Origin of the sequence: Salipiger sp. PrR003 (assembly GCF_010500785.1) — a bacterium.
Classification (GTDB): domain Bacteria; phylum Pseudomonadota; class Alphaproteobacteria; order Rhodobacterales; family Rhodobacteraceae; genus Salipiger; species Salipiger pacificus_A.
On the sequence record NZ_JAAGOV010000010.1, the window covers coordinates 75,457 to 90,974 of the forward strand.

Sequence of the window (15,518 nt, forward strand, 5' to 3'; positions counted from 1 at the left end):
GACGTGATCGGACTGGAAACCGTAACAGCCCTCATCGCCAAGGAAGGCCTGGCGATCCTCGCGCCCATTGCCATGCTAGAGGGGCCGATCGTCACCGTGATCGCTGCCTGGCTGGCGAGCCGAGGCTTGCTGGACATCTGGAGCGTGACGCTGGTGGTGATCGCCGCCGACATCGCCGGTGACATGCTATACTACGCCATCGGACGCTGGGGGCTGAACCGTCTGCCGCAGGGCTGGCTGATGAAGATGGGTCTCAACCGCGCCCGGCTCTCGGCGCTGGCCGGGCATTTCCACCACAAGGGCGGACGCACGCTGGTGATCGGCAAGATCACCCACAGCGCCGGGGCGCCGATCCTCGTGGCGGCGGGTCTCGCACATATGTCGATCTGGCGCTTTTTCTGGGTCAACACGCTGGCGACCATTCCCAAGAGCCTGTTCTTCGTCGCGCTCGGCTATACGCTGGGCTCGGCCTATAGCCAGATTGACAACTGGATTGCACGCGCCTCGCTTGTGCTGCTGGGCGGGCTGGTGCTCTTCGGCCTTGGCTGGGTGCTGCGCCGGGGCGTGAAGGGCGGTTGGAAGACGGGTCTCAGGATCGGAGGCAGACCGTGACGACCTGCGCGCTCAGCTGCATCATCCCCGCCTACAACGAGGCACCTCGCATCGCGGCGGTGCTCTCCGTGGTGCTGGATCACCCGCTGATCGGCGAGGTGGTGGTCGTCGACGACGGCTCGTCGGACGGCACCGCCGAGGTGGCCGAGGCGGCGGGGCAGGGACACGCCAAGCTGCGCGTGCTGCGCCAGTCGCAGAACGGCGGCAAGACCCGCGCCGTGGCCCGAGGCATTGCCGCGGCTCGGGGTGGGCATGTGCTGCTGCTGGACAGCGATCTTTTGGGGCTGGGCGAGGGGCACCTGACCGCGCTGGCCAGGCCGGTGCTCGAAGGCCGCGCCGATGCTGCCATGAGCCTCCGTCGCAATGCGCCGCTGCTGTGGCGGGTGATCGGCATCGACTACATCTCGGGCGAGAGGGTCATGCCCCGCGCGGTGCTGGCCGCGCAGTTGGAGGCGCTGCACGCATTGCCGCGCTTCGGGCTCGAGGTCTACATGAACCGCCTGTGGATCGAGGCCGGGCTGCGTGTCGCCGTGGTGCGCTGGCCCGAGGTGGAAAGCCCGTGGAAGCACGACAAGCGCGGCGGCTGGATCGCCGGGCTGCGCGCGGATGCGGCGATGATGGGCGACATCTTCCGCACCGTGCGTCCGGACGAGGCGCTGCGGCAGGTGCTGGCCTTGCGGGCGCGCCGGGTCTCCTGACCGCGCTGCGCTGTTTGCGAGCGCTTGAACCCCGCGCAAAGCCGGTCCAAGACTTGCCGTCATGATCGACGCTTACCTCCTGCCGTTGCAGCGCCGCGTGCTGCATCCCATCGCCCGCGCACTGCACGAGCGGGGCATCAAGGCCGACTGGGTCACGTTGGCGGGCTTCGCCTGCGGCCTCGCGGGGGCAGGGGCCGCGGCCTGCGGCGCCTTCGGGCTGGCGCTGGCCGGGCTGGCGGCGAACCGGCTGGCAGACGGGCTCGACGGCGAGATCGCCCGGCGCGCCGGGCCGACGGACCGCGGCGCGTTTCTCGACATCGCGCTCGATTTCCTCTTCTACGCGCTCTTCCCGCTCGGCTTCGCGTTGGCCGACCCGCAGGCCAATGCGCTCGCCGCGGCGGCGCTGATCGCCAGTTTCATCGGCACCGGGTCTTCGTTCCTCGCCTTCTCGCTGATCGCCGAGCGGCGCAAGATGACGGCGGAAGACTACCCGAGCAAGGGCATATATTACCTCGGCGGGCTGACCGAGGGGGCGGAGACCATCCTGCTTTTCGCAGCCTTCTGCCTCGTCCCCTCGGCTTTTGTGCCGCTCGCCTGGGTCTTTTCTGCGGCCTGCGCCATAACCACTGCGACGCGGATGGTGGCGGGCTGGCGGCTGTTCGGCTGACGCGCTGGCAACATCCGATCGTCCAGTCTGGGTGCGACGTCGGCTGGATTGCCCTTTGCCGCGCGCGTCTTTCGCAAGCGGTGGGCAGATCGTGCGGCGCCGTCTTGAGCAAGCGCCTGACCGGCGGCCAAGCGGGCAACCAAACAATAGAAGCAGGCAAGCAAAAGGGGCGGTCCCAGACGGGCCGCCCCTTCGCGTTGCGGGGGAAGGCCCCCGCGAAATCCGGTGCTCAGGCGAGCTGGATGTTCACGGCGCTTTCGCGGCCGTCACGGCCAGCTTGCAGCTCGTAGGTCACCTTCTGGTTGTCGGCGAGGCCAGTGAGGCCCGAACGCTCGACTGCAGAGATGTGGACGAAAACGTCCTTGGAGCCGCCATCGGGAGCGATGAAGCCATAACCCTTGGTGGTGTTGAACCACTTCACGGTACCAGTTGCCATGGGATAAACCCCTTCCTGTCAATCTGCTGCCCACGGAACTGCGGCAGCCCGGCGTAGAAACGTCTGTATCGATAGACTGCGTGCCGGGTCGGAACTGGGTCGTCGAATAGAAGCCTAAGCGGGCAGCAAATTGCCATGTTTAGGCCCGAAAATCAAGGGGATTCGAGTTTGGTGGCGCGGGTCTCCGCCAGCGGCAGTGCCGGATAGCCACTGCGGCTCTCGAGGTTTTTCCGCGCGGCGGCTGCGCACTCAGGGTACGGTGGCACGGATCAGAGCCCCCCGGCGCTTCGGCCCTTGCGCTCCGGCTGCCCCTGCGGCAAGCCTGTCGCGCCAAGGGAGGGACGTGATGCAGCAAGTGTTTGTCGGGATTGCCATGGGGCTGGGGGGAACCGTCGCCATGGACCTCTGGGCGCTGCTTCTTCATCTTCTGCAGGGGACCCCAAAGCCCGCGTGGCATAACCAGGGGCGCTGGGTGCTCCGCGCGCTCGGGGGCAATGTCTTCCACGACGACATCACCGCGACTCCCCGGATTCCGAATGAGAGCGCCATCGGATGGAGTTTCCACTACGCGGTGGGCATCGCCTATGGGGTGATCTTCATGGTCCTCGCGGGGCCGGGATGGCTGGAGGCGCCGCGCTTCTTGCCGCTGTGGCTCTTCGCGCTGGTCACCATCGGCGCGGGATGGTTCCTGATGCAGCCGGGCATGGGGCTTGGCTGGGCGCTGTCGAAAACGCCCACCCCCTGGAAGGGGCGGGCGCTGGGTCTGCTGGCCCACACGGTGTTCGGCCTGGGCATGTGGGCGGTGGCGCTGCTCGCCACCTGAGCGTCAGATCATCGCCCAGTCGGTGAAGCGGAACTCCGGCTGTTGCTGGGGCTCCGGTTGCTTGCGGGCCGTCTGCTGCGATGCCTGTGCGGACTGCGTGCTCATATCAAATTCTCAGACTCATTGCTGTTTGCCCGGGAGCTTGCGAGTCATCGCCTCTCCCGTGGCGGGGCAGGTAATCCGTCGTCGGGGGAAACGAAAGACCCCACGCACGGTGACGTGCGTGGGGCTGATCGCTTCGTGAAGTTCGAGCGGCGGAAACCGGCTCAGCGCGCGAATTTCTTGAACTTCACGCGGGTCGGCTCGAGCGCTGCGGCGCCGAGGCGGCGCTTCTTGTCTTCCTCGTAGTCCTCGAAGTTGCCTTCGAACCATTCCACATGCGCCTCGCCCTCGAAGGCCAGGATGTGCGTGCAGATACGGTCGAGGAAGAAGCGGTCGTGCGAAATCACCACGGCGCAGCCGGCGAAGTCGACAAGCGCGTCCTCAAGCGCGCGGAGGGTCTCCACGTCGAGGTCGTTGGTCGGTTCGTCGAGCAGCAGGACGTTGCCACCCTCTTTCAGCAGACGCGCCATGTGCACGCGGTTGCGCTCACCACCCGAGAGCAGGCCGACCTTCTTCTGCTGGTCGCCGCCCTTGAAGTTGAACGCCCCGCAATAGGCGCGGCTGTTGATCTGCGCGTCGCCGAGCTGGATGATCTCGGCACCGCCGGAGATTGCTTCCCAGACCGTGGCGTCGCTGGCGAGATCGTCGCGCGACTGATCGACGTACGACAGCTTGACCGTGTCGCCGTAGCTCACAGAGCCCTCGTCCGGCTGTTCCTGCCCGGTGAGCATCTTGAACAGCGTCGATTTACCGGCGCCGTTCGGGCCGATGACACCGACGATGCCACCCGGCGGCAGCGAGAAGTCCAGATCCTCGATCAGAAGCTTGTCGCCCATGGCCTTCTTCAGGCCCTCGACCTCGATCACCTTGCTGCCAAGGCGCGGGCCGTTGGGGATGATGATCTGCGCCTTGCCGACCTTCTCGCGCTCGGACTGGCCTGCCATTTCCTCGTAGGCCGCGATACGGGCCTTGGACTTCGCCTGGCGCGCCTTGGCACCCTGGCGCATCCACTCGAGTTCGCGCTCGAGGGTCTTTTGCTTGGCCTTGTCTTCGCGGGCCTCGTGCTCGAGGCGCTTGGCCTTCTGCTCGAGCCAGCTCGAGTAGTTGCCCTCGTAGGGGATGCCGCGGCCGCGGTCGAGCTCGAGGATCCAGCCGGTGATGTCGTCGAGGAAGTAACGGTCGTGCGTGACGCAGAGGATCGTGCCCTTGTACTCGATGAGGTGGTTCTGCAGCCAGGCGATGGTCTCGGCGTCGAGGTGGTTGGTCGGTTCGTCGAGCAGCAGCATCTCGGGCGCTTCGAGCAGCAGCTTGCAGAGCGCGACGCGGCGCTTCTCACCGCCCGAGAGAGTGCTGACATCCGCATCGTCCGGCGGGCAGCGCAGGGCTTCCATGGCGACGTCGATCTGGCTGTCGAGATCCCACAGGTTCTGCGAATCGATCTCGTCCTGCAATTGCGCCATCTCGTCGGCGGTCTCGTCGCTGTAGTTCATCGCCAGTTCGTTGAACCGGTCGAGCTTGGCCTTCTTGGCCGCGACGCCGAGCATGACGTTACCGCGCACGTCGAGCGACGGGTCGAGCACGGGCTCCTGCGGCAGGTAGCCGACCTTGGCGCCCTCGGCGGCCCAGGCCTCGCCCGAGAAGTCCTTGTCGATGCCCGCCATGATGCGGAGCAGGGTCGATTTACCGGCGCCGTTGACGCCGACGACACCGATTTTCACCCCGGGCAAAAAGCTGAGACGGATGTTCTCGAAGCACTTCTTGCCGCCGGGATAGGTCTTGGAGACGCCGTCCATGTGGTAGACGTACTGATAGCTGGCCATCGGTTCCTCCGGTGAAAAAGCTTTGCGGGCGTGTATGGCACCGCAAGGGGGGAAAGCAAATGCCTTGTTTTGCAGGAGCCGAGGGGGCTGGCGGGCGGCAGCCGGAAAAATCCGGTTGATCCCTGAGCAAAATCCTGTGCCTTTGGGCATTCATTCCTGAAGGAAGGGGCGGGATGCTCTGGAATGCGCATCAGACCGGGTTTCATCTGGCACCCGGGCAGAGGATCGGATTGCTCGGCGGATCGTTCGACCCGCCGCACGAGGGCCATGTCCGCATCACCCTCGAGGCGCTGAAACGCTTCCGGCTCGACCGCGTCCTCTGGTTGGTCAGTCCTGGCAACCCGCTGAAACCAAAGGGCCCCGCGCCGCTCGAGGCGCGCATCGCCGCCGCCCGCGATCTGATGCAGCATCCGCGGGTGCGCATCAGCGGCTTCGAGGCTCTGGCCGGCACCCGTCACACCGCCCGCACCTTGGAGCTGCTGCAGAAGGGCCACCCCGGCGTGCGCTTCGTCTGGCTGATGGGCGCGGACAACCTTGCACAGCTGCATCGCTGGGAGGACTGGCGCGAGATCATGCGCCGCGTGCCCGTGGGCGTGCTGGCGCGCCCCGGCAGCCGGCTTGCCGCGCAGGGCTCGGTGGCGGCCTCGGTCTTCCGCCACGCCCGCCTGCCGGGCAGCGCCGCGCCGCTGCTGCCGCTCAGCGCGCCGCCAAGCTGGTGCTTCGTCAACCTGCCGATGTCAGATCTCAGCTCGACCGCCCTGCGGGCGCGTGCACCGCGACGAGCGAGCGCGGAACCGGCGGAAATGTGAAGCGATCCGAGCGCCTGCACGCTTGCTGCGCTCTGTGTGCATCGGTTAGATCGGCGGAATGAACCGCGGTCTCTCTCGTCGTCACTTCCTGCTCTCCCTTGCTGCATCGGGGCTTGCCTCGGCTGCTGCCCCGGCTTTGGCGGAGGCGCCCGAACGCTCGCTAAGGCCGCTGGGGCGCGGCGACAACGTCGCCGTGCGCACCCTCGACACCCCGGAGGAGCTGATCGCCAAGGCGCGGCTCGGTGACGGGATCGTGGGCTATGCCGTGCTCAGCGCCGCCACCGGCAAGCTGCTCGAAAGCCATCGCGGCACGCTCGGCCTTCCGCCGGCCAGCGTCGCCAAGTCGCTGACCGCCGCCTACGGGCTCGACCTGCTGGGGCCGGACTACCGTTTCTCGACAGAACTCTGGACGACCGGCGCCATCGTCGGCGGTGAGCTGAAGGGCGATCTGGTGCTGGTGGGGGGCGGCGATCCCACGCTGGACACCGATGGGCTGGCCAAGCTGGCGCGCAGCCTCGAGGAAGTGGGGATCAAGTCGATCACCGGGCGCTTCATCGTGGACGGTGGCGTGCTGCCCTATTCGCCGGTCATCGACACCGAGCAGCCGGTGCATGTCGCCTACAACCCCGCCGTCGCGGGCATCAACCTCAACTACAACCGCGTCAGCTTCGAGTGGGAGAAGGCCGGCGACGGCTACGAGGTCAGCATGGACGCCCCCTCGATGGCGGGGCGACAGGCGGTGCGCATGGCGCATATGGCGGTCGCCGACCGCAACGGGCCGATCTACACCTATGACGATCTCAACGGCCGCGACGCGTGGAGCGTGGCGAAACATGCGCTCGGCAAGGGGGGCTCGCGCTGGCTGCCGGTGCGCAAGCCCGAGCTCTACGTGGGCGAGGTCTTCCAGGCGCTGGCCGGCTCGAAGGGGCTGCAGCTTCCCGAGCCGGTGATCGAGCACGGGGTCGAGCGGGTGGACTTCATCGGCCGCGTCGAGAGCGAGCCGCTGCACGTCGTGCTCAAGGATATGCTGAAGTACTCGACCAACCTCACCGCCGAGCTGGTGGGGCTGACAGCCACACGCAAGCGGCTCGGTCATGCGTTGTCGATCAAGCAGTCGGCAGAAGAGATGAACACCTGGGCGCGCGAGAGCATGGGGCTGACCCATGTGGCGATGGTCGATCACTCGGGTCTGGGCGGCGACAGCCGTGTGGCCGCCGCGGATGTGGCCTTGGCTGTGCTGCAGGCCGAGCGGCGACTGAACCTGAAACCGCTGATGAAGCCGATCACCGTGCTCGACAAGCGCGGTCGCCCGGTGAAAGACACCTCGCTCAAGGTCCACGCCAAGACAGGCACGCTCAACTTCGTCAGCGGGCTGGCGGGCTATGTCGATCTGCCGAGTGGCGAGGAACTGGTCTTTGCGATCTTCTGCGGGGACGTGCCGCGTCGTGACGCGATCCCGATCGAGGCGCGCGAGCGCCCGCCGGGCATGATGGAGTGGAACACCCGCGCCAAGATGCTGCAGCAGGATCTGATCCGGCGCTGGGGCGACCTTTTCCCCGAGGGCAAGGGGCTCGAGGCCGTGGGGCTGCCCGGGGTGACTCCGACCACGCAGACCTCGTCGGGCGCCATGGCCTTCACGGGAACCGCGGAGCCCTGACGCCCGAAGGCTTTTGTCAGCCGGGCCGGCGTCAGGCGCGCAGGTGACGCGCCCGGGCGCCGCGCTCGATGGCGGCGGCATGAAGCCGGTCGATGTCGAGCTCGTAACGGATTTCCTCGAGCAGCCGCAGCTCTTCCTCGCGCAGCGTGCCATCCGCGGCGGCCACGTCGCAGGCCAGCGCGTAGGCGGTCTCGTTCAGCCGTTCCGGCAGGTTGTCTCGCAGCAGGCCGAAGAGCGCGTCGAGCCCGTCTTCCTGCTCGAAGAGGTCGAACACCAGATCGGTGATCACCCGCATGCGGTCGATGTCATAATCGCTGAAGATCGGCAGCATGTTGACGGCGGATTCGATCTTCACCAGCTCTGCGGTGCGCATGTTCTCGTCAGAGGCCGAGACGGCGATCATCAGCGCGACAAGACAGTCTTGCGGTGTCATCGGGTGCGGGGCGGCGTCGGGCACTGGAATACTCCGGAAAAATCATGCTACGGGCAATTTATTGACCCCGTGCCCCGCCTGCAATAGGAGGCTGGCGCACTGCCCCGTGATCGTGGGCGTTTCTTCCCCTAAGGAGTGTTTTCTCATGTCCGAACTGCGCGACGCAGCAATGAGCTCGAAGGCCTGGCCCTTTGAAGAGGCGCGCCGGGTGCTGAAACGCTACGAGAAGACGCCGCCCGAGAAGGGATACGTGCTGTTCGAGACCGGCTACGGTCCATCGGGGCTGCCGCATATCGGCACCTTCGGCGAGGTTGCGCGCACGACGATGATCCGCCGCGCCTTCGAGGTGATCTCGGACATTCCGACCCGGCTGATCTGTTTCTCGGACGACATGGACGGGATGCGCAAGGTGCCCGAGAACGTGCCGAACCAGGCGCTCTTGCAGGAGAACCTGCAGCGCCCGCTGACCTCGGTGCCGGACCCCTTCGAGGAGTTCGAGAGCTTCGGTCATCACAACAACGCCATGCTGCGCCGCTTCCTCGATACCTTCGGGTTCGAGTACGAGTTCTATTCGGCCACCGATTTCTACAAGTCCGGCCAGTTCGACGAGATCCTGCTGCGCTGCTGCGAGAGATACGATGATCTGATGAAGATCATGCTCAAATCGCTGCGCGAGGAGCGGGCCTCGACCTATTCGATCTTCCTGCCCATCCACCCCGAGACCGGCCGCGTGCTCTACGTGCCGGTGAAACACGTCGACGCTGCCGAGGGCACCATCACCTTTGACGATGACGACGGCAAGGAGTGGACAGTCCCGGTGACCGGCGGCAACGTGAAGCTGCAGTGGAAGCCCGACTTCGGCGCCCGCTGGGCGGCGCTCGGCGTCGACTTCGAGATGTACGGCAAGGATCACTCGACCAACACGCCGATCTACGACGGCATCTGCCGCACGCTGGGCGTGCGCGCGCCCGAGCATTTCACCTACGAGCTTTTCCTCGACGAGAACGGCGAGAAGATCTCGAAGTCCAAGGGCAACGGGCTGTCGATCGACGAGTGGCTGACCTATGCCTCTTCGGAGTCGCTGTCCTACTTCATGTTCCAAAAGCCGAAGACCGCGAAGCGGCTCTGGTGGGACGTGATCCCCAAGGCGATGGACGAGTACCACCAGCAGCTCCGCGCCTACCCGACGCAGGACGTGAAGGCGCAGCTCGCCAACCCGGTGTGGCATATCCACGGCGGCGATGTGCCCGAATCGAAGATGGTCGTGCCCTTCTCGATGCTGCTCAACCTCGCCTCGGCCGCAGGTGCCGAGGACAAGGATGCGATGTGGGGCTTCATTCGCCGCTACGCGCCCGACGCCGCGCCGAAGACCCACCCGGATCTCGACGCCGCAGCGGGCTTTGCGGTGCGCTACTTCAACGACTTCGTGAAGCCGACCAAGCAGTTCCGCGCGCCCACCGACCAGGAGCGGGCGGCGATGGAGGACCTCGCGGCGCAGCTCGAGGGCTACGACGGCGCGGTCGACGACGAGGCGCTGCAGACGCTGGTCTTCTCGGTCGGCAAGGAGCACGGCTTCGAGAACCTGCGCGCATGGTTCCAGGCGCTCTACGAGGTCTTGCTGGGTCAGAGCCAGGGGCCGCGCTTTGGCGGGTTCATCGCGCTTTACGGCGTCACCGAGACCGCCGCACTGATCCGCAAGGGTCTGGCGGGCGAGCTGGGCTGAAGTTTCTGACAGCATGAGTTGAAAGGGCCTTCCCGAGCGATCGGGGAGGCCCTTTTGCATTGCTTGGCCCCGCCGTTGCGCGGGCAGGGCACGGTACTGCCAGAGCGCTTTAACCTCTGCCCGTCAGCCTTGTCTTCCGTGGGATCGGCACGACCCCGCGAGGCGACAGAGAGCAGAGGTGCAAGCCATGAACATTGCGGTGACCGACGGGGTGGTGCTGACCCCCACGCCCTTTTCCGAAGGGCTGGGTGTCTGGTCGCGGGGTGACGGGCGGCCCGGATCAGACACCTATGCCTCCTATCCCTCGGCGGCCTTTGTCCCGGCGGATGCGGATTTCGGTGGCTGTCTCGAACTGCAGAAGGCCGAGCCGACGCAGAAGCTGCGCTACATGGGGCAGACGCCGATCCTGCCCGGGGTGTACCTGCGGATCACTGCACGGGTGAAGGCGGTCTCGGGCAACCTGCCCTCGGTGCGTATCGCAGGCTGGGCGGGCAGCGGCAGCGATGTCGAGGTGACCGGCCTGCCGATGCTTGGGCCTTCGGTCGCGCTGACCAGCTACGGCGAGGTGGTCGAGGTCTCGGCCATCGTCGGAACCGGATCGCGCGGCGGCGTCGACATGGCCTGGGGCATGGCGCCAAGCTATGGCCACTTCGGGCTCGACCTGACCGGGCTCAGCGGCGGGGTGGTGCGGATCGACGACCTTCGGATCGAGGATGTGACCGGGGACTTCCTGCGCGGCATGATGGCCAGCGTCGATGTGCGGGACTACGGCGCACGCGGCGATGGCAGCACCGACGACAGCGCGGCCTTCGAGGCTGCCGACGCCGCGGCCGACGGGCGGCAGATCGTGGTGCCCGCGGGGACCTACCGGCTCGCCAGTTCGGTGACGCTGGAGAACCCCGTGCGCTTCGAGGGGCAGGTGAGCATGCCCGCCTCGGCGATCCTGTCGTTGACCCGGGACTTCCACTTCTCCGCCTATCTCGCGGCCTTCGGCTGCGACGAGGCGTTGGCGCTGGCCAAGGGGCTGCAGTCGCTGCTCAACAACGCCGACCACGAGAGCTTCGATCTCTGCGGGCGACGGGTGTCGCTGAGCGCGCCGCTCGACGTGCGGGCGGCAGTCAACAATCGCGACACCTATTCCCAGCGCCGGGTTCTGCGCAACGGTCAGCTCCGTGCCGAGGCGGGCGGAGGCTGGGACCCGGCCAGCGTCACCGGAACCGCGACCTACGCGGCCGCCAACCCTTGGCAGCTGACCAATGTGTCGAACGTCGCAAATATCGAGGTGGGCAGCCTGGTGACCGGCGCCGGGGTGGGGCGCGAGATCTACGTGAAGGACAAGAACGTCGGCGCCGCGACGATCACCCTGTCGCAGCCGCTCTCGGACGCCATCGGCACGCAGAGCTATACCTTCACCCGCTTCCGCTACCTGCTCGATTTCTCGGGCTTCACCAAGCTCGAGAAATTCGAGATCGAGGGCGTGGAATTCCAGTGCTCTGAAGTGGCGAGCGGGGTGATGCTGCCGCCCGCAGGCACGGTCAACGTCATCCGCAGCTGCGTCTTCAACCGTCCCGGTCACCGCGGCATCACCTCGCCGGGCGACGGCTGTCAGGGGCTGCTGGTCGATCACAACCAGTTCCTGAGCGCCGAGGCCGATCTTGCCACCACGAGCCGCCAGTCAGTGGCGATCAACACCAACGCCAACGACGTGAAGATCCGCAACAATCGCGCCTCGCAGTTCCGGCATTTCGCGGTGGTTTCGGGGGCGCATGCGGTGATCTCGGGCAATCATTTCTTCCAGGGCGACGACAGCGGCGTGGGCATTCGCTCGGCGGGGATCGTGCTTTGCCTGCGCGCCTGCAACACGACGATCACCGGAAATTACATCGACAACTGCTTTATCGAATGGACCAACGAGCGCGAGCCGGAGCCCGATTTTACCGGCGGCTTCGGTTTCGCGGGCCTGTCGCTGACCGGCAATGTCATGCTCTGCTCGGATGTCGCCGAGTGGTTCTCCTTTCTGGTGGTGAAGCCCTATGGCGCGGGCCACATGGTCAACGGGCTCACCCTGTCGGGGAACCTCTTTCGCTGCGTCGGCGGGACGATCGTGCGGGTGGACCGGGTCGACACCTCCTTCGCCCCCCTGAACCTGAATGCGATGCGGCGGGTCTTTTTCAGCGCGAACACCTTTCACAATGTCGAACTGCAGACCGAGAACCCGCTGCAGGTCGCCCATGCGCAGAACAGCCACGCAAGCACATGGGTCGTCGAGACCGGCAACCGGCTGCCCTTTGGCGGGCAGACGCGCGAGGTGCAGAGCCTCGTGCTGCGCTCGCGCCCGCGCGATGCGGGCGATGCCAGCACCTTTGTCACACCCTATGCTGTCACCGAGGGCGGCAGCGCAAAGGACGAGGTGCATGTGGTCTGGCCCGAGCCGCTGCGGGGCGATCTGACGATGATGGTGCGGATGGACTACTGAGCCGTGCCGCGATGCAGACGGGCGGGCCGGTGCCGCGGTGCGCCGGCCTCCCGCCCTTCAGAACTCGCTCCAGAGTCCCATGAAGATTCCCGAGCTGTCATCGCCGGTCAGCCCCTGGTTGGCGCCGATCTCGATCTGCAGGCGTCTGCGCAGGGGCAGAACCAGCGAGGGGGCCAAGCGCGCAAAGGCTTCGTCTCCCTGCTGCGCGCCGCTCTGGATTTGCAGGATGAGCCGCGCTTTGCGCGGCAGGCGCAGCCCCAGTGTGAGGTCGAGTTTGTAGTCGGTCCCCTCGGCCTCGCGAATCTCCGCCAGCAGATCGGCGTTGAGCCAGCCCTGCTCCAGCCCGAAGCCAACCGAGAGCCCCGGTCGCAGGGCCCGCACGCCCTCGATCTGGCCCAGCCCCAGTTCGCCGGCGACGCGCAGCGGACCCGTGCCGAGCAGGGGAAACCGCACGAAGGCCACGGCCTTGCCGCCGCCCGAGATCGCACGCCCCAGATCGGTGCCGAAGGTCAGCCGGCGGCTGGCCCCGTATTCGAGATAGAACGTGTCATAGCGCATCTCGGCGCGCGGCCAGTTCTGCACTGGCTGATCCTGCGCCCAGGAGAGCCGGGTGGTCGTGCTGGCAAATCCGCGCCCCGGCGGCTGCAGCCAGGCTCCGGCGCGCAGCGGCGTGGCGGCGGTGCCGAGCAGCGTGCAGATCAGGGCGTGCAAGAGCAGGTGCCGCATCAGAAGCCTCCTGCCAGGCAGCATGGCGGAATTGTCCTTAAGGTCGGGTGAATCCCTGCGCCGAAGCGCTCCGGCAGAACGCCTCACCCCGCGTCATCTGGCCACTGGACGGGGGGCCGTCTTCGGCTATGCTGCAGGTGCGAAATGGCCCGGCGCGGGCCGTCGCATCGCATGGGGGGCTTTCATGACCGGATCGGTGATCACCGTCGCGCAGCAGAAGGGGGGCTCGGGCAAGACCACGCTCTCGGCCAATCTCGCCATCGGCTTCCTTGCGCAGGGCAAATCCGTGGCCTTGGTCGACATTGACCCGCAGGGCAGCCTCGGGCGCTGGTTCATGACCCGGCTGGAGCGCGACCCCGGCGCGCTCGGGACGCTGGAGTTCGCCACATCTTCGGCCTGGGGGGTGACCTACGAATGCCGCAAGCTGGCGGCGAGCCACGACGTGGTGATCGTCGACACCCCGCCGAAGGCCGACAGCGATCTGCGCCCGGCGCTGCGCGCCGCCGACCTGGTGGTGGTGCCCGTTTCGATGAGCCATCTCGACCTCTGGGCCACCGAGGGGGTGCTCGACCTCGCCCGCCGGGAGAATCGCGCGGCGCTTGTGGTGCTCAACCGCACCCGGCCCGGCACCCGGCTGTCGGGCGAGATCGCCGAGGCTGTGAAGGCCATGGAAGTGCCCATCGCCGCTGCGCAGCTGGCCAACCGGGTGGGCTATGCCGAGGCCTTCGGCCGCGGCCAGAGCGCCGCCGAGGGCCGCAAGACCCCGGCCCGCGCCGAGATCGCCGCCCTGACCGCAGAGGTGGCGGAGGCGCTGGCAAACGGGTAAAGCGGGCGGCAACAGGAGACATGACCCAGATGACCGATCACGCCGCGCTCGCCGAGACCATCCGCCGCCACCAGCAGGGGCAGGGTCAGCCGATCTCGCGCCTTGGGTATTTCTGCGCCCCCTTCCGGCCGGTGGACGGCCCCTTCGCCGACAAGGTGGTCAAGGTCTACCGGGGCCTGCCCGACGGCGCGGCGCTGGAGCGGCTGGCGCGGGCGCATGATGCCTATGTCGCCGCGCTGCAGCAAACCGGCGTGCCGTTGCCGCAGACCGAGTTCCTGCTGATGGAAAGCGAGCAGGGCCGGGTGCCGGTGATCCTGCAGGAGGCGCTGCCCGAGAGCGCGCTGATGCGCCCGCGCATGCAGCGCGAGGATCTGGCCTCGACGCTGGCGATGATGGAAAGCGCCGGGCAGGTGATCGCGCAGTTCTGGAACAACGCCGACCAGATCGAGGGCCGCATCGGCTTTCATCCCTCGATCCGCAACTTCGCGGTGGTGGAGGGGCAGGCGATCTTCTACGACACCTTCCCGCCGCTGATCGGCTACAGCCGCGACGAGATGGGCGAGCTGCTGCTGCAGTTCTCCGAAAAGCGCCTGATGCGCTGGGTCGGGCCTTTCCTCAAGTCCAAGGTGACCGGCATCCAGGACGAATGGTACTCGGCCCCCGAGACGCTCGTCGGCCTCGTCGGCTCGGCCTGCCGGCTGCGCCCCGAGCACGCCGATGCCTATCTCGACTGGGGCCGCGACTTCGCCCCGCGCGCCATGCCGCGCTTCGCCGAGGAGGCGCTCGAGGGGCTGTCGCAGCCGCCGCGCCTGCCGGGCTACTGGACCGGCTTCCGCAAGCTGCTGGGCCTGCAGGGTGAGCCCAACCTCTGAGCGCGCCGCCGGCCCTACTAACCATTAATTAACCAATCTGCGCGCAGGTTGACCGCGCGGTAGAGGCTCGCGAGCCGATGACCGCAAGACGAGGAGCCCCGCGCAGGGCAGGAGTGGGTGCAAAGAAAAAGGCCCGCCTCCGAAGAGACGGGCCCTGATGTCCGGGTTTGCCGAATCAGACGATCTTGATTCCGGCCTTCTCGGCGTCGGCGAGGAAGGCGGAGAGGCCCTTGTCGGTCAGCACGTGGTTCGCCATGGCCTTGATCACCGAGGGCGGCGCGGTGCAGACGTCGGCACCGATCTTGGCACATTCCGACATGTGGTTGGCCGAGCGGATCGAGGCGGCCAGCACCTGGGTCTCGTAGCCGTAGTTGTCATAGATCGCGCGGATGTCGGCGATCAGCTGCAGACCGTCGAGGTTCAGGTCATCGAGGCGGCCGATGAACGGCGAGATGAAGGTCGCGCCGGCCTTGGCGGCGAGCAGCGCCTGGTTGGCCGAGAAGCAGAGCGTCACGTTGACCATGTTGCCCTCTTCCGAGAGCACCTTGCAGGCCTTGAGCCCGTCCCAGGTCAGCGGCACCTTCACGGCGATGTTCGGCGCGATCTCGGCCAGCTTGCGGCCTTCCTCGATCATCGCCTCGGCGTCGATTGCGACCACTTCCGCAGAGACCGGGCCGGGGACCAGTTCGCAGATTTCCTTAGTGACCTCGAGGATGTCACGGCCGGACTTGGCGATCAGAGAGGGGTTGGTGGTGACGCCATCCACCATGCCGAGCTCGTGAAGCTCGCGGATTGCGTCGACGTCAGCGGTATCGACAAAGAATTTCATCTGAGTAAG

15 protein-coding genes are annotated in these 15,518 nt (G+C 66.8%); 10 read left to right on the forward strand and 5 right to left on the reverse strand.

The window, feature by feature from the left end:
* Positions 1-3 precede the first annotated feature (3 nt).
* The 3 genes from G0D83_RS00445 (at position 4) to G0D83_RS00455 (ending at position 1,977) form a co-directional block, all read left to right on the forward strand.
* Entirely contained in the window at positions 4-612 is a 609-nt protein-coding gene (locus G0D83_RS00445) for a VTT domain-containing protein (RefSeq protein WP_164188623.1), read from the forward strand.
* On the forward strand, positions 609-1,310 hold the full coding sequence (locus G0D83_RS00450) for a glycosyltransferase family 2 protein (RefSeq protein WP_164188625.1): 702 nt from the start codon (positions 609-611) through the stop codon (positions 1,308-1,310). The genes G0D83_RS00445 and G0D83_RS00450 overlap by 4 nt, the downstream gene beginning before the upstream one ends.
* Positions 1,311-1,371: 61 nt before the next feature.
* Entirely contained in the window at positions 1,372-1,977 is a 606-nt protein-coding gene (locus G0D83_RS00455; protein WP_164188627.1) for a CDP-alcohol phosphatidyltransferase family protein, read from the forward strand.
* 229 nt (positions 1,978-2,206) lie between these two features.
* Here G0D83_RS00455 and G0D83_RS00460 read toward each other — a convergent pair whose 3' ends face one another.
* Positions 2,207-2,413 carry a cold-shock protein gene (locus G0D83_RS00460; protein ID WP_066104551.1) on the reverse strand — a complete coding sequence of 69 codons (207 nt, stop codon included), beginning with the start codon at positions 2,411-2,413 and terminating at the stop codon, positions 2,207-2,209.
* 346 nt (positions 2,414-2,759) lie between these two features.
* Here G0D83_RS00460 and G0D83_RS00465 point away from each other — a divergent pair, with 346 nt between their 5' ends.
* A complete protein-coding gene (locus G0D83_RS00465; RefSeq protein ID WP_164188629.1) occupies positions 2,760-3,236 on the forward strand; it encodes a DUF2938 family protein in 477 nt (158 codons plus the stop codon).
* A gap of 266 nt (positions 3,237-3,502) precedes the next feature.
* Here G0D83_RS00465 and ettA read toward each other — a convergent pair whose 3' ends face one another.
* On the reverse strand, positions 3,503-5,158 hold the full coding sequence (gene ettA, locus G0D83_RS00470; protein WP_108964642.1) for an energy-dependent translational throttle protein EttA: 1,656 nt from the start codon (positions 5,156-5,158) through the stop codon (positions 3,503-3,505).
* A 173-nt stretch (positions 5,159-5,331) separates the two neighbouring features.
* On the opposite strand from ettA, the gene G0D83_RS00475 reads away from it, so the two are divergent.
* Together G0D83_RS00475 and dacB are read left to right on the forward strand one after the other, a co-directional pair.
* Positions 5,332-5,967 (forward strand): nicotinate-nucleotide adenylyltransferase, encoded by a 636-nt coding sequence (locus G0D83_RS00475; RefSeq protein ID WP_164188631.1) that lies wholly within the window; start codon positions 5,332-5,334, stop codon positions 5,965-5,967.
* Positions 5,968-6,025: 58 nt separating this feature from the next.
* Entirely contained in the window at positions 6,026-7,624 is a 1,599-nt protein-coding gene (gene dacB, locus G0D83_RS00480; RefSeq protein WP_164188633.1) for a D-alanyl-D-alanine carboxypeptidase/D-alanyl-D-alanine-endopeptidase, read from the forward strand.
* Positions 7,625-7,655: 31 nt separating this feature from the next.
* Here dacB and G0D83_RS00485 read toward each other — a convergent pair whose 3' ends face one another.
* Positions 7,656-8,081, reverse strand: a complete 426-nt coding sequence (locus G0D83_RS00485) for a tellurite resistance TerB family protein (protein ID WP_092423805.1) — start codon at positions 8,079-8,081, stop codon at positions 7,656-7,658.
* A 121-nt stretch (positions 8,082-8,202) separates the two neighbouring features.
* On the opposite strand from G0D83_RS00485, the gene G0D83_RS00490 reads away from it, so the two are divergent.
* Positions 8,203-9,780 carry a lysine--tRNA ligase gene (locus G0D83_RS00490; RefSeq protein ID WP_164188634.1) on the forward strand — a complete coding sequence of 526 codons (1,578 nt, stop codon included), beginning with the start codon at positions 8,203-8,205 and terminating at the stop codon, positions 9,778-9,780.
* Positions 9,781-9,967: 187 nt separating this feature from the next.
* On the forward strand, positions 9,968-12,256 hold the full coding sequence (locus G0D83_RS00495) for a right-handed parallel beta-helix repeat-containing protein (protein ID WP_164188637.1): 2,289 nt from the start codon (positions 9,968-9,970) through the stop codon (positions 12,254-12,256).
* A 57-nt stretch (positions 12,257-12,313) separates the two neighbouring features.
* On the opposite strand, the gene G0D83_RS00500 is transcribed toward G0D83_RS00495, so the two are convergent.
* Positions 12,314-12,982, reverse strand: coding sequence for a hypothetical protein (locus G0D83_RS00500; protein WP_164188639.1), 669 nt, complete (start codon positions 12,980-12,982; stop codon positions 12,314-12,316).
* A gap of 184 nt (positions 12,983-13,166) precedes the next feature.
* Here G0D83_RS00500 and parA point away from each other — a divergent pair, with 184 nt between their 5' ends.
* Positions 13,167-13,808 carry a ParA family partition ATPase gene (gene parA, locus G0D83_RS00505; RefSeq protein WP_164188641.1) on the forward strand — a complete coding sequence of 214 codons (642 nt, stop codon included), beginning with the start codon at positions 13,167-13,169 and terminating at the stop codon, positions 13,806-13,808.
* 20 nt (positions 13,809-13,828) lie between these two features.
* Entirely contained in the window at positions 13,829-14,680 is an 852-nt protein-coding gene (locus tag G0D83_RS00510; protein WP_370457112.1) for a DUF6206 family protein, read from the forward strand.
* A gap of 175 nt (positions 14,681-14,855) precedes the next feature.
* Here G0D83_RS00510 and fsa read toward each other — a convergent pair whose 3' ends face one another.
* Positions 14,856-15,509, reverse strand: a complete 654-nt coding sequence (gene fsa / locus G0D83_RS00515; protein ID WP_108964650.1) for a fructose-6-phosphate aldolase — start codon at positions 15,507-15,509, stop codon at positions 14,856-14,858.
* Between the last annotated feature and the right edge of the window lie 9 nt (positions 15,510-15,518).